Here is a 13,502-nt window from a genome sequence, read left to right on the forward strand (position 1 = left end):
GCGCGGCGGAGTATGGAGCGGCTCACGTGGGCGGATGCCTGCGGGGGGTCGAGGCGCCGAAGTCGCGGTGCGTGGTGGAAACTGTCTGGTGGTTACGGACGTTGTGAGGATGTCCGGGTCGGCAGGTGTGTGCATGCGGAGTTCGTCCTGCCCCACGGGCGGGTCTGTTTCGGTAAGGGGAATCGCCCGTGAAGTTGTTTGAGAAGTTGTTCGGCAAGAAGAACCGTGAGGAAAGCGGTGCACGGCACCGTGCGGGGAGCGGAGACGCGGAAGGTCAGGGCGACCGCCCTCTCTTCCGGGACGAGGTCGCGGGCGGAGGCGACATTCCGGGCACTCCGGGCGCGTCGACTGTTGACCCCGCCGGTTCCGGACGCATAGGTTTCGGTGACCCATCAACCTCAAGTGCGGGTGGAGGGTTTGCCTCCGACCCGTATGCCACCAATGCCTCCGCGGGGCAGCCGCGGCGCGAGGAGCCGTCCATGTCGGCCGAGCAGGTTTGCAGCAGGTGCGGGCACCGCAGCGATGCGGCGAGCCGGTTCTGCTCGAACTGCGGGGCGCCGCTGCGGGCGGGTCTGACGCCGGAGCGTGCCTCGGAGACCACGTCCACCATCTCGATCTCGGGCCTGGAGGCCTACGAGGCCGAGGTGGCGGGGCACGTACCGTCCTCGCTGTCCCCCGAGGCCCAGGCCGCGGTGGAAGCCCTGCCTCCGGGTTCCGCCCTGCTGATCGTGCGGCGCGGCCCCAACTCCGGCAGCCGCTTCCTGTTGGACGGCGAACTGACCACGGCGGGCCGGCACCCGCAGAGCGACATCTTCCTGGACGACGTCACCGTCTCCCGGCGGCACGTCGAGTTCCGCAGGGGCCAGGAGGGCGGGTTCACCGTCTCCGACGTGGGCAGTCTCAACGGCACGTACGTCAACCGTGAGCCGATCGACTCGGTCGCCCTGCACAACGGCGACGAGGTGCAGATCGGCAAGTACCGGCTGGTCTTCTACGCGAGCCTGCGAGGCATCTGACCTCCCCCGGACACTCTCCGGCCTCCGCCGGGGGGTGCCCCCAGGGGACCGACAGGGAAGGTCCCATGCTGCGTACCCCGACCGGCGGTGCCGTGAAGAACGGCACCGTCGGGACCGCCGGGCGGTTGGTGAGCATCGGCACGGTGCTGACCATGCTGCGCGAAGAGTTCCCCGACGTCACCATCTCCAAGATCCGCTTCCTGGAGGCGGAAGGGCTGGTCGAGCCCAGACGCACACCCTCCGGATACCGCAAGTTCAGCACCGACGACGTCGAGCGGCTGGGCAGGGTCCTGCGCCTCCAACGCGACCACTACCTGCCGCTGAAAGTCATCCGGGAGCAGCTCGACGCGCTCGACCGCGGTGAGCAGATCCGTATCCCGGCCCCCACGACGCCCCGGGACCCGGGAGGCGGGACGGCAACCGGTCCGGCGGCCGTCTACGGCGAGGTGGGTCGGGAGCGGCCGACGGCGACCAGGGTGGGTCGGGCGGAGCTGCTCGCCGCCGCGGAGGTGGACGAGGAGCAGCTGGCCGAGTGGGAGTCGTACGGCCTGCTCGGGGAGACGCCGGACGGTGGGTTCGACGCCGGGGCGGTCACCGTGGCCCGGCTGATCGCCGATCTCGGCCGTTTCGGACTGGAGCCGAGGCACCTGCGGGCGATGAAGGCGGCGGCGGACCGCGAGGCCGGACTGGTGGAGCAGGTCGTCTCCCCCTTGCGCCGGCATCGCAACCCGCAGACCAGGGCCCATGCCGAGGCCACGATGAAGGAGCTGGCGGGGCTTTCCGTACGGCTGCACGAGGCCCTCGTGCAGACCGCTCTCGGGGTCCGTCCGCGTTGACCGGAAAGAGCCCGACTACCCAAACCGGTCGGGCACGTCCTAGGGTTGCTGTGTGAACGAGCTCGACGTTGTGGGTGTCCGGGTGGAAATGCCCTCGAACCAACCGATCGTGCTCCTGCGTGAAGTGGGAGGCGATCGGTACCTCCCCATCTGGATCGGTCCTGGGGAGGCGACCGCCATTGCCTTCGCGCAGCAGGGGATGGCCCCTGCCCGGCCGCTGACGCACGACCTGTTCAAGGACGTGCTGGAGGCGGTCGGTGAGGAGCTCACCGAGGTCCGGATCACGGATCTGCGGGAGGGCGTCTTCTACGCGGAGCTCGTCTTCGCGAGCGGGGTCGAGGTGAGCGCACGGCCTTCAGACGCGATAGCGCTGGCCCTGCGGACGGGAACGCCGATCTACGGCAGCGACGGCGTGCTGGACGACGCCGGCATCGCCATCCCGGACGAGCAGGAGGACGAGGTGGAGAAGTTCCGTGAGTTCCTCGACCAGATCTCGCCCGAGGATTTCGGCACCGGCCCGCAGTGAGCGGCGGACAAGCCGCCCCATCAGGGACATTCAGCCCATTCGGTTAGCCTTTCCCCGATAAGGGGCACGGGAAACCACTCTCAGGGTGATTATCACTCGGCGTGCCGAGTGTGGCGATCGTTGACGCACCCCTGGTGACTGCCTACCTTCGAGGTGGGCAGGTCAAGGACGGAGGGTCGGCGTGAGCATCACGGGCGACGGCATGACCGGGGGCATCCCCGCACGGAGTGGTGGCGGGCCGTACCCGCTGCACGGCGGTGCGGCGGGCAGTGCGCGCCGTCAGCCGGAACCGGCGCCGGCCGCACCGGATCGCGAGGCCCCGGCGCCCGAGCAGGTGGGCTACCGGGGGCCGACCGCGTGCGCGGCCGCCGGCATCACCTACCGGCAGCTCGACTACTGGGCGCGGACGGGTCTGGTGGAGCCGAGCGTGCGCCCCGCCCACGGGTCGGGGACGCAGCGGCTGTACAGCTTCCGCGACGTGGTGGTCCTCAAGATCGTGAAACGCTTCCTGGACACCGGGGTGGCGTTGCAGAACATCCGCACCGCGGTGCAGCACCTGCGCGAGCGCGGTTTCTCGGACCTGGAGCGGATGACGCTGATGAGCGACGGCGCCTCCGTGTACGAGTGCACCACGCCGGACCAGGTCGTGAGCCTGCTCCAGGGAGGACAGGGAGTCTTCGGCATCGCGGTGGGCGTGGTGTGGCGCGACGTCGAGAACGCGCTGTCGCAACTGCACGGGGAACGGATCGACACCGGCGAGACGCTGGTCGGCCACAACCCGAGGGACGAACTGGCCGCGCGCCGCAACCGGGCCGTCTGACGCGCCGCGCGCCGCCCGGGGCCCCGGGCGGCGTTGTCAGTGGCGTAGGGGAGCATCGGAGCCGTGAGATCCGCGCCGACCATCCTCCACCTGGACATGGACGCCTTCTACGCCGCCGTGGAGCAGGCGTCGAAGCCGAGCCTGCGCGGAAAGCCGGTCATCGTCGGCGGCCTCGGACCCCGGGGGGTCGTCGCCACCGCCTCCTACGAGGCCAGGCGCTTCGGGGTGCATTCCGCGATGCCGACGGCGCAGGCCAGGAGGCTGTGCCCGAACGGCGCCTACCTGATCCCCCGCTTCACCCTGTACCGCGCCGTCAGCGACACCGTCATGGCGCTGCTGCGGGAGCTGTCACCGCTGGTGGAGCCGCTCAGCCTCGACGAGGCCTTCGTGGACCTGGAGGCGGGCGGGGTCGCCTTCGACTCGGAGACCGCCCGGGCCACGGGGGAGCGGCTGCGCGCCGACATCATGGCCGCCACCGGGCTCAGCGGCTCCGTGGGCCTGGCCGGGTCGAAGATGCTGGCCAAGATCGCCTCCGAGGAGGCCAAGCCGGCCGGGCTGCTGGTGATCGAGCCGGGAACGGAGCGCGAACTGCTCGCGCCGATGTCGGTACGGACCCTTCCGGGCGTGGGACCGGCCACCGGGGAACACCTGCGGCGGGCCGGGATCACCACGGTCGGGGACCTGGCCGAGGCGGGGGAGGACGAACTGGTCCGGATGGTGGGGCGGGCCCACGGCGCGGGGTTGTACCGGATGGCACTGGGCCTGGACGACCGCCCCGTGGTCGCCGAGCGGGACGCGAAGTCGGTGTCCGTGGAGGACACCTTCGACGTGGACCTCCACGACCGGGTGCGCATCCGGTACGAGGTGCAGCGGCTCGCCGATCGTTGTGTGGGTCGGCTGCGCGGCTCCGGGCACTCCGGGCGCACCATCGTGCTGAAGGTGCGGCGCTACGACTTCTCGACGCTGACCCGCTCGGAGACCCTGCGGGGCCCGACCGACGACCCGGTGGTGGTGCGGGAGGCAGCCGCGCGGCTGCTGGAGGCCGTGGACACCACGGGAGGGGTCCGGCTGCTGGGCGTCGGCGTGACGGGGCTGGCGGACTACACCCAGGAGGACCTGTTCGCGCAGGCGGACGCGCAGGCGGACGAGTCGGCCGACGTGCCGGTCGCGGGGGAGGGGCCGCGGGAGGGCGCGGACGACGGCGCGGTGAGCCAGGCGGTGGGGGACGGCGAGGCCGAGGGACCGGGTGGGGCACATGGGCCGGACGAGGCGGCTGCGGCTGGAGGAGTGGCGGGGACGGCCCGGGCGCTCGCGTCCGTCGTCGGGGGTACGCGGCCGCCCGAGCCGGCCGACGAGCGCCGCTGGCCGGCCGGCAGCGACGTCCGGCACGCGGTGTACGGCCCGGGTTGGGTCCAGGGCAGCGGGGTCGGTCGCGTCACCGTGCGCTTCGAAGGGCCCGGGTCGCCGCCGGGGCGCGTGCGGACCTTCCGGCTGGACGACCCCGACTTGGAGTCGTCCGATCCGCTTCCGCTCGTAGGGGAGCCCGTGGGGAAGCCCGTAGGGCAGGAGGAGCCGTCGGAGGAAGGCCCCGGGGGCAGCGGTTAGCCTTCGCCCGCCAGGCTGCCGAAGTCCCGGGGCTGGTTGGTGGGCGGGCGGTGGAAGTCCGTCGGGAGGGTCACGTCCAACCCGTAGTGGTGGTAGAGCTGGAGTTCCTGCTCCGGGGAGAGGTGCCGGCCGACACCGAAGTCCGGGGCGTCCTTGATCAGGGAGCGCTCGAAGGGCACCCGGAGGGTGTCGTCGACCACCTCGCTGGGCTCCAGGGGGACGAAGGCGTCCCGACTGAACAGGCCGGTCCGGACGGCGGCCCATTCCGGTACGCCGGTGGCATCGTCGAGGTAGACCTCGTCCACGGTGCCGATCTTGGCGCCATTGCGGTCGAACGCCTTGCGGCCGATGAGACTGCGGGGATCGATGTCGGTCTGCACGGTCCGCCTCCGATTGGTCGCAACTCCTCCGTAATGACTACAGAAGGGCATATCCGCACGGGGGGCCACTCGAGGGAGCTTCCAGATCCTCGCTGGTAGGCTGGTGGATGGCTGTTGACCCTGTGCGGGAGAGTCCTCCGAGTGAGTGCGACGGAGGCGCCGAAGGAGCAAATCCTCCCCGGAATCTCTCAGGCATACGTACCGCACGTGACGAGGCCACTCTGGAAAGCAGGGGCGGGTACCGGGCGCGCAGTGCCGGTTCCCCTCCTCACCGACGGTGAAAGCCGGATCTCGTGGGTCATCCCCGCGGCTCCGGTGAAGCTCTCAGGTTGAGATGACAGAGGGGGAGGCCGTCCGGGTGCCCGCGCCGTGGTGCCCCTCGCAGGTCGTACGACCAGGAGGCCTCCGTACATGACCGCCAACCGCATTCCGCTCTCTCAGCTGGAGCGAGGCATCCCCTTCGAGCAGCGCCACATCGGCCCGGATGCCGAGGCGCAGGCCAAGATGCTCGCCCAGGTGGGCTACGGCTCCTTGGACGAACTGACCGCCGCGGCGGTACCGGATGTGATCAAGACGGCCGCCGCGCTGAACCTGCCCGAGGCGCGGACCGAGGCCGAGGTGCTGGCCGAGCTGCGCTCGCTCGCCGACCGCAACCAGGTCCTCTCCTCCATGATCGGCCTCGGCTACTACGGCACCTTCACGCCGCCGGTGATCCTGCGCAACGTCATGGAGAACCCGGCCTGGTACACGGCCTACACGCCGTACCAGCCCGAGATCTCGCAGGGCCGACTGGAGGCGCTGCTGAACTTCCAGACCGTCGTCGCCGACCTGACCGGCCTGCCGACCTCCGGCGCCTCCCTCCTCGACGAGGGCACCGCCGCCGCCGAGGCCATGTCCTTGTCCCGCCGCGTCGGCAAGGTCAAGGGCGGTGTCTTCCTGATCGACGCAGACGCGCTGCCCCAGACCATCGCCGTGATCGAGACCCGCGCCGAGCCGATCGGGGTCGAGGTCGTCGTCGCCGACCTGTCCGAGGGGATCCCGGCCGACATCGCCGAGCGCGGCGTCTTCGGCGTGCTGCTCCAGTACCCCGGTGCCTCCGGCGCGGTGCGCGAGATCAAGCCGGTCATCGACCAGGCGCACGAGCTGGGTGCCATCGTCACCGTCTCCGCGGACCTGCTGGCGCTGACCCTGCTGACCTCCCCCGGCGAGCTGGGCGCCGACATCGCCGTCGGCACCACGCAGCGCTTCGGTGTCCCGATGGGCTTCGGCGGACCGCACGCCGGCTACATGGCCGTCCAGGCCAAGCACGCCCGTTCACTGCCGGGCCGCCTCGTCGGCGTGTCCGTGGACGCGGACGGCAACAAGGCGTACCGCCTCGCGCTCCAGACCCGCGAGCAGCACATCCGCCGGGAGAAGGCCACCAGCAACATCTGTACCGCACAGGTGCTGCTCGCCGTCATGGCCGGCATGTACGCCGTCTACCACGGTCCCGACGGCCTGCGCACGATCGCCCGCCGGACCCACCGCTACGCCGCCCTGCTCGCCGCGGGCCTGACGGCCGGCGGGGTCGAGGTCGTGCACGGCGCGTACTTCGACACCGTCACCGCACGGGTTCCGGGGCGGGCCGCCGAGGTCGTGGCCGCCGCCCGCGAGGGCGGGGTGAACCTCTACCAGGCCGACGCCGACCTCGTCTCCATCGCCTGTGACGAGACGACGCTGCGCGCCGACGTCGAGGCCGTATGGTCCGCCTTCGGCGTCACCGCGGACATCGAGGCGCTGGACGCGAGCGCCGAGGACACGCTGCCCGAGGGACTGCTGCGCTCGGACGCGTACCTGACGCACCCGGTGTTCCACCAGCACCGCAGCGAGACCGCCATGCTGCGCTACCTGCGCAAGCTCGCGGACAAGGACTACGCGCTGGACCGGGGCATGATCCCGCTGGGCTCCTGCACGATGAAGCTCAACGCGACCACCGAGATGGAGCCGGTCACCTGGCCCGAGTTCGGACAGCTGCACCCGTTCGCCCCGGCCGAGCAGGCGGAGGGCTACCTCACGCTCATCACCGAGCTGGAGGAACGTCTCTGCGAGGTCACCGGCTACGACAAGGTCTCGATCCAGCCGAACGCCGGCTCCCAGGGTGAGCTCGCCGGCCTGCTGGCCGTGCGCGCCTACCACCGCGCGAACGGCGACGAGCAGCGCACCATCTGCCTCATCCCGTCCTCCGCGCACGGCACGAACGCCGCCAGCGCCGTGATGGCGGGCATGAAGGTCGTCGTCGTCAAGACCGCCGACGACGGCGAGGTGGACGCGGCCGACCTGCGCGCCAAGATCGAGCAGTACCGCGACGAGCTCGCCGTCCTGATGATCACCTACCCCTCGACGCACGGTGTCTTCGAGGAGCACGTCGCCGACATCTGCGCCCAGGTGCACGAGGCGGGCGGCCAGGTCTACGTGGACGGCGCCAACCTCAACGCCCTGGTGGGTCTGGCCAAGCCGGGCCACTTCGGCGGCGACGTCTCGCACCTGAACCTGCACAAGACCTTCTGCATCCCGCACGGCGGCGGCGGTCCGGGCGTCGGCCCGGTCGGTGTCCGGGCGCACCTCGCCCCGTACCTGCCCAACCACCCGCTCCAGCCGACCGCCGGGCCCGAAACGGGCGTCGGCCCGATCTCGGCGGCGCCCTGGGGTTCGGCGGGCATCCTGCCGATCTCCTGGTCCTACGTCCGCCTGATGGGCGGCGAGGGTCTCAAGCGCGCCACCCAGGTGGCGGTGCTCGGCGCCAACTACATCGCCAAGCGCCTGGAACCGCACTACCCGGTGCTCTACACCGGCCCGGGCAACCTGGTCGCGCACGAGTGCATCATCGACCTGCGTCCGTTGTCGAAGGCGACGGGCGTGAGCGTGGACGACATCGCCAAGCGCCTGATCGACTACGGCTTCCACGCGCCGACGATGTCCTTCCCGGTCGCCGGCACGCTGATGATCGAGCCGACGGAGTCCGAGGACCTGGCCGAGATCGACCGGTTCTGCGACGCGATGATCGCCATCCGCGGCGAGATCGACCGGGTCGTGGGCGGCGAGTGGCCGGTGGACGACAACCCGCTGGCCAACTCCCCGCACACCGCGGCGGCCCTGGGCGGCGAGTGGAACCACCCCTACAGCCGTGACGAGGCCGTCTTCCCGGGCGGGGTCACCGCGGCCGAGAAGTACTGGCCGCCGGTGCGCCGGATCGACGGCGCCTTCGGTGACCGGAACCTGGTGTGCTCCTGCCCGCCGCTGGACGAGTACGACGCCTGAGCCGTCGCCGTAGCCGCATGACGTGACAAGGGGCCGGTCCCGGAGCACACGCTCCGGGACCGGCCTCTGTCGTGCGCGGCGTCGCCTACGCGATCGCGAGCGGGCGGTGCGGGGCGATGATCTGACCGTTCGGCAGCAGCTCGCCGGTGTCCTCGAAGAGCAGGACGCCGTTGCACAGCAGGCTCCAGCCCTGTTCCGGGTGGTTGGCCACCGGGCGCGCGGCCTCCCGGTCGGCGGACTCTGATGACGGGCAGGCAGGCTGGTGCTGGCACATGGATGCGTTCTTTCGCTGCGGTGTGGTCTGCGTGCTACGGCTCGATGCGTGGTTCATGGCCGTCCCCCTGTGTTTCATCCCCGCACAGGCGGGGAGTGTGTCGTCAGTCTTCCCCCATGACGGCTGCTTCGCAGGGATTTCCCGGCAGCAGTCCTCATAGATTGATGACGCATCACTCGTGCGGGCGGTTCAGCCAACTCCCGCGCCAATCGGGGTGGTTCCCCGCCGGCCCAAGCGGGCTACGCCACATGGGCCACTCGGGCCATGCGGGTAGAGCCGTGCAGGTCAGGCCGCCGGAGCGGCCACCGGAGGGGGTGTCGGCGGCGCCGTGCGCCGGAGCCGGTGGGTCAATACGGGAAGCAGTTCGGACACGGGGTGCGGCCGGTAGGCGGCGATCCCGGGCGGGGCCGGAGCCAGGGGCACCAGCAGGTCGGCGGCGGCGGGCAGGCCGGCGGAGGCGTCCGCGTTGACGGCCCCGTGCAGCCACAGGGTCAGCATGTACAGCTCCGGCACGGACAGCAGCCGCGGCTGGTAGGCCTGACCGAGCGACTCCGCCTGACGCAGCGCGCGTTCCGTCGCGGCGACGTACGGGCCCTCGAAGAAGTGCGAGAAGGCCCAGCCGTCCGCGGTGAGGCGGGTGTCGGCGGCCGCGACGAACCGGTCGCCGCTGCGGATCAGGAACCGCCAGGCCGTCAGCCGCGTACGGGGCGGCCTGCCGCCGGATGCCAGCGGCGAGGCGTGCAACCGGTCGAGCACGTGGACCGGGAGCGGGAGTTCCGCGGTGACCGGCCCTTGGAGGGCGCGCAGGGAAGGTGTGTGTGCCTCGTTGACGGCGGTGGGGGAACCGAGTGCCGCGAGGACGCTGCGCAGGGCGGGCGCGGGAGCCGGAGGGACATGCAGCGGCATGGTGGGTCGCCTCTCACTTGGGAGACCGGTGCTACGGGAGAAGGTGCGGACGGCGCTGTCGCATTCTGGGGTCAGAGGTGGGCTGTGGGGCAATGGCCGCGCGCCAACTCTCTGCCTCGTTTGCGGAGTTTATACGACATGTGTTCACGCAATGTTTCGGCTAGCTGTCCCGACTATTGTCGGCAAGGCGTTTACCGGTCCCGTTGAACTGACGTACATGTCGGTTCCGCAGGAACACGCAGCGCTGACCTCGGAGGTTACCGGATGGGGGCTCGGCTGGAAAGCGCCGGTTATCCGGAATGGCAAAGTCGACGCGAAATTTGCTGTAGTGGACTTGCCGGGTGAATGTGCCGAAGCGCCCTTCGCGCCAAACCGGCGCGCGCTCCCCGCCAGGAGCGTCCCCTCGGCGTTAGCGATCACGCCACCGGGGCATCATCGACCGTAACGCGGGCCTGGGTGCTGTGGGCCGGGCCACTTGAGGAGGGACACCTCGATGGGGGAGAAGGTCGTGGCGGGCGGATTCGACCTGTCCGATCGGCAGCGGTATCGCAGGAAGCTGCGCGAGTGCCTGGAGGGTCTGGAGCGACTTCTGGCAGAGCAGAGGTTCGATCGTCCCAAGAACATGATGGGGCTGGAGATCGAATTGAATCTCGCGGGCGCCGACGGCTTGCCGAAAATGGTGAATGCCCAGGTCCTGGAGCGGATAGCGAGCCCCGATTTCCAGACGGAGCTCGGAATGTTCAACCTGGAGGTCAACGTACTCCCGCACCGCTTGGAGGGCCGCGTTTTCGACCAGCTCGCCGAGGAACTGAGCGCGGGACTGCACTACGCCCACCGGCAGGCCGCGGAGATCGACGCCGGCGTCGTGATGATCGGCATCCTGCCGACGATCTCCCGCTCGGACCTGGCCCTGGCCAACCTCTCGGCGGTGGACCGCTACTCGCTGCTGAACGAGCAGATCCTGATGATGAGGGGTGAGGACTTCACCCTCGACATCGAGGGGGTCGAGCGGGTCACCTGGACCACCGGTTCGATCGTGCCGGAAGCGGCTTGCACCTCCGTGCAACTGCACTTGCAGGTGACCCCGGCCCGGTTCGCCGACGTGTGGAACGCGGCTCAGGCCGTGACCGCCGTACAGATAGCCGTCGGCGCCAACTCCCCGTTCCTGTTCGGTCGGGAGCTGTGGCGGGAGTCCAGGCCGCCGCTGTTCACCCAGGCCACCGACACCCGGCCGCCCGAGCTCCAGGCGCAGGGCGTGCGCCCGCGCACCTGGTTCGGGGAAGGGTGGGTGGAGTCGGCGTACGAGCTCTTCGCGCAGAACGTCCGCTACTTCCCCGCACTGCTGCCGATCTGCGACGAGGAGGAACCGCTCCGGGTGCTGGCCGAGGGCGGCGTACCGAGCCTCCAGGAGCTGGTCCTGCACAACGGCACGGTCTACCGGTGGAACCGGCCCGTCTACGGCGTCGCCGAAGGGGTGCCGCACCTGCGGGTGGAGAACCGGGTGCTGCCGGCCGGGCCGACGGTGGTCGACGTCGTCGCCAACGCGGCCTTCTACTACGGCCTGGTGCGAACGCTCGCGGACGAACCGCGTCCGGTGTGGACCCGGCTCCCCTTCGCGGAGGCGGAGGCCAACTTCGACGCGGCCTGCCGGTACGGGATCGACGCCCGACTGCACTGGCCGCGCCGGGGCCGGGGCGCGGGCCTGGCGAGCGTACCCGCTGTGCGCCTCGTACTGGACGAGCTGCTGCCGATGGCGGCGGCGGGCCTCGACGCGTGGGGCATCGCCCCGGCCGACCGGGACCGCTACCTCGGGATCATCGAGGAGCGGTGCCGGCGCCGGGCCAACGGGGCGACCTGGCAGGTCGACACCTACCACCAGGCGCTCGCGGGCGGCCTGGAACGCGAGGCCGCGCTCGCCGCGACGACCCGGCGCTACAGCGAGCTGATGCACCGGGGCGAACCCGTGCACACCTGGCCGGTCGGGCTCCCGGAGCGGGAGGTGGACGCCACGGCGACGATCGGCCGCTGACCCGCCGGGTCCGGTGCGTCCCCGGCCCCGCCCACGAGGCAGTATGGGGGTGGCGGACAACGGGACGGCGGGACGGGAGTCGCACGTGCGGGTGGAGCCGGAGCCGGTGGCCGAGGACCGGCGGGAGGACGGCCGCGGGTACCTGCGGGCCGAGACGCTGCTGGTGCTCGCGCTCTCCCTGGGCGCGAGCGCGGTCTCCGCGCTGATCAGTTTCATCGGCTCGCTCACCAGGCCGGGCGGCCTCAAGCACCAGGCCGCCACGCTCAACGGCTCCTACGCGCCCGGGCGTCCCTGGCTGGACCTGGCGTGGCAGCTGTTCGGGATCGCGACCGCGCTGGTTCCGGTCCTGCTCGTCGCCCACTTGCTGACCCGGGAAGGCGCGCCGGGGCTGCGGGTGCTCGGCTTCGACCTCACCCGCCCCGGCCGCGACCTGGCCCGGGGCGCGCTCGTCGCGGCCGGGATCGGGAGTGCGGGGCTGGCCTTCTACCTCGTGTCGCGCACCGCCGGTTTCAACCTGACGGTGGTGCCCGAGGCGCTGCCCGACGTGTGGTGGAAGTTCCCGGTACTGATCCTCTCCGCCGTGCAGAACGCGGTGGTGGAGGAGGTCATCGTGCTGGCGTACCTGCTGCGGCGGCTGGACGGGCTCGGTTGGTCACCGACGGCGGCGCTGCTGGCCAGCGCGGTGCTGCGCGGCTCCTACCACCTGTACCAGGGCGTCGGCGGCTTCCTCGGCAACGTGGTGATGGGCGTCGTCTTCGTCCTGGCCTACCGCCGCTGGGGCCGGGTGGCCCCGCTGGTCGTCGCCCACGCGCTGCTCGACATCGTGGCCTTCGGCGGGTACGCCCTGCTGGCGGGGCACGTCTCCTGGCTGCCGACGCCCTGAGGGTCAAGGGCGGGCGCGCAACTCCCCGTCCAGGACGGTGACCGCGTCGCCGATCAGGAGCGTGCGCTCACCGGCGAGCCGGACCGTGACGAGGCCCGTGCGGCTCCCGCCCTGGCGGCCCACGAGCTCGGTGCGGCCCAGCCGGGCGGCCCAGAACGGGGCGAGCGCGGTGTGGGCGCTGCCGGTCACCGGGTCCTCGTCGATGCCCACGGCGGGGAAGAAGCCGCGGGAGACGAAGTCGTACCCGCGCGCGGGGTCCTCGGCGGCCGCCGTGACGATCACCCCGCGGCGGGCGTAGGCGCGCAGCGCAGCGTGGTCCGGCGTGAGGTCCCGTACGGTCCGCTCGTCGGCCAGCTCGACCACCAGGTCCCCGATGTGGGCGGAGGTGTCGTGGGCGGACAGTGCCGCGGCGCCGAGGGCGCGCTCGACCTCCGCCGGCGTCTCGACCGGCGTGAGGGGGGACGTGGGGAAGTCCATGGTGATCCGGCCGTCCTCGGCGGCCAGCGCGGTCAGTACGCCGCTGCGCGTGCCGAACCGGATCGGGCCGTTCGCGAGGCCGTTCGTCGCCAGGACGTGGGCCGTGGCCAGGGTGGCGTGGCCGCACATGTCGACCTCGGCGGCCGGGGTGAACCAGCGCAGCGCCCAGTCGGCCTCGCCGCCGGCCGGCAGCGGGCGGGCGAAGGCGGTCTCGGAGAGGTTGACCTCGGCGGCGACCTGCTGGAGCCAGTGGTCGTGGGGGAAGTCGCCGTCCAGGAGCAGTACTCCGGCGGGGTTGCCGGCGAAGGGGCGGTCGGTGAAGGCGTCGACGATTCGGATGCGCATGCCCTTGACCGTAGGGCGGATTCCCAATCGCCCGCCAAGGCCAACTCGGGGTGACTGGCCCTGTCGGTGAAAAGTTTCCGATATATCGTTGACGCATCGCGAGTGGTC

At 71.2% G+C, this 13,502-nt stretch carries 11 protein-coding genes, 1 pseudogene and 1 riboswitch; of the genes and pseudogenes, 8 read left to right on the forward strand and 4 right to left on the reverse strand.

Annotated elements, in window-relative coordinates; translation table 11 throughout:
* The first annotated feature begins 12 nt into the window (after positions 1-12).
* From ACV7NM_RS26895 to ACV7NM_RS26915, 5 genes and pseudogenes are all read left to right on the forward strand, one after another.
* A pseudogene (locus tag ACV7NM_RS26895) lies at positions 13-1,016 on the forward strand (FHA domain-containing protein).
* 65 nt (positions 1,017-1,081) lie between these two features.
* Positions 1,082-1,852, forward strand: coding sequence for a transcriptional regulator FtsR (ftsR, locus tag ACV7NM_RS26900; RefSeq protein WP_463412682.1), 771 nt, complete (start codon positions 1,082-1,084; stop codon positions 1,850-1,852).
* 52 nt (positions 1,853-1,904) lie between these two features.
* Entirely contained in the window at positions 1,905-2,378 is a 474-nt protein-coding gene (locus ACV7NM_RS26905) for a bifunctional nuclease family protein (protein WP_007262890.1), read from the forward strand.
* A gap of 202 nt (positions 2,379-2,580) precedes the next feature.
* Positions 2,581-3,198, forward strand: coding sequence for a MerR family transcriptional regulator (locus tag ACV7NM_RS26910; protein ID WP_463414081.1), 618 nt, complete (start codon positions 2,581-2,583; stop codon positions 3,196-3,198).
* A 63-nt stretch (positions 3,199-3,261) separates the two neighbouring features.
* Complete coding sequence (locus tag ACV7NM_RS26915; RefSeq protein ID WP_463412683.1) at positions 3,262-4,803, forward strand: DNA polymerase IV; 1,542 nt, start codon at positions 3,262-3,264, stop codon at positions 4,801-4,803.
* Here ACV7NM_RS26915 and ACV7NM_RS26920 read toward each other — a convergent pair.
* Complete coding sequence (locus ACV7NM_RS26920) at positions 4,800-5,183, reverse strand: PRC-barrel domain-containing protein (RefSeq protein WP_463412684.1); 384 nt, start codon at positions 5,181-5,183, stop codon at positions 4,800-4,802. The genes ACV7NM_RS26915 and ACV7NM_RS26920 overlap by 4 nt on opposite strands.
* A 115-nt stretch (positions 5,184-5,298) precedes the next feature.
* A riboswitch (glycine riboswitch) is annotated at positions 5,299-5,397 on the forward strand.
* 197 nt (positions 5,398-5,594) lie between these two features.
* On the opposite strand from ACV7NM_RS26920, the gene gcvP reads away from it, so the two are divergent.
* Complete coding sequence (gcvP, locus tag ACV7NM_RS26925) at positions 5,595-8,480, forward strand: aminomethyl-transferring glycine dehydrogenase (protein WP_463412685.1); 2,886 nt, start codon at positions 5,595-5,597, stop codon at positions 8,478-8,480.
* 85 nt (positions 8,481-8,565) lie between these two features.
* On the opposite strand, the gene ACV7NM_RS26930 is transcribed toward gcvP, so the two are convergent.
* The gene (locus ACV7NM_RS26930; RefSeq protein WP_463412686.1) at positions 8,566-8,754 is read right to left on the reverse strand and encodes a DUF5999 family protein; all 189 of its coding nucleotides are present in this window, start codon (positions 8,752-8,754) and stop codon (positions 8,566-8,568) included.
* Positions 8,755-9,039: 285 nt separating this feature from the next.
* Positions 9,040-9,660 (reverse strand): hypothetical protein, encoded by a 621-nt coding sequence (locus ACV7NM_RS26935; protein ID WP_463412687.1) that lies wholly within the window; start codon positions 9,658-9,660, stop codon positions 9,040-9,042.
* Between the two features lie 493 nt (positions 9,661-10,153).
* On the opposite strand from ACV7NM_RS26935, the gene ACV7NM_RS26940 reads away from it, so the two are divergent.
* Together ACV7NM_RS26940 and ACV7NM_RS26945 are read left to right on the forward strand one after the other, a co-directional pair.
* Positions 10,154-11,689, forward strand: a complete 1,536-nt coding sequence (locus ACV7NM_RS26940) for a glutamate-cysteine ligase family protein (RefSeq protein ID WP_463412688.1) — start codon at positions 10,154-10,156, stop codon at positions 11,687-11,689.
* Positions 11,690-11,732: 43 nt separating this feature from the next.
* Positions 11,733-12,572: a CPBP family intramembrane glutamic endopeptidase gene (locus tag ACV7NM_RS26945; protein ID WP_463412689.1), complete on the forward strand. Its 840-nt coding sequence runs from the start codon at positions 11,733-11,735 to the stop codon at positions 12,570-12,572.
* Positions 12,573-12,575: 3 nt separating this feature from the next.
* On the opposite strand, the gene ACV7NM_RS26950 is transcribed toward ACV7NM_RS26945, so the two are convergent.
* Entirely contained in the window at positions 12,576-13,394 is an 819-nt protein-coding gene (locus ACV7NM_RS26950; RefSeq protein ID WP_463412690.1) for a PhzF family phenazine biosynthesis protein, read from the reverse strand.
* Positions 13,395-13,502 lie beyond the last annotated feature (108 nt).

This window comes from Streptomyces sp. Tek67B01, from assembly GCF_055231995.1.

Excerpts from the sequence above, each read along its gene's own strand:
- ftsR (WP_463412682.1), top strand. The coding sequence starts at position 1,082 with ATGCTGCGTACCCCGACCGGCGGTGCCGTGAAGAACGGCACCGTCGGG.
- ACV7NM_RS26910 (WP_463414081.1), top strand. The coding sequence starts at position 2,581 with ATGACCGGGGGCATCCCCGCACGGAGTGGTGGCGGGCCGTACCCGCTG.
- gcvP (WP_463412685.1), top strand. The coding sequence starts at position 5,595 with ATGACCGCCAACCGCATTCCGCTCTCTCAGCTGGAGCGAGGCATCCCC.
- ACV7NM_RS26930 (WP_463412686.1), bottom strand. The coding sequence starts at position 8,754 with ATGTGCCAGCACCAGCCTGCCTGCCCGTCATCAGAGTCCGCCGACCGG.
- ACV7NM_RS26935 (WP_463412687.1), bottom strand. The coding sequence starts at position 9,660 with ATGCCGCTGCATGTCCCTCCGGCTCCCGCGCCCGCCCTGCGCAGCGTC.
- ACV7NM_RS26940 (WP_463412688.1), top strand. The coding sequence starts at position 10,154 with ATGGGGGAGAAGGTCGTGGCGGGCGGATTCGACCTGTCCGATCGGCAG.
- ACV7NM_RS26945 (WP_463412689.1), top strand. The coding sequence starts at position 11,733 with ATGGGGGTGGCGGACAACGGGACGGCGGGACGGGAGTCGCACGTGCGG.
- ACV7NM_RS26950 (WP_463412690.1), bottom strand. The coding sequence starts at position 13,394 with ATGCGCATCCGAATCGTCGACGCCTTCACCGACCGCCCCTTCGCCGGC.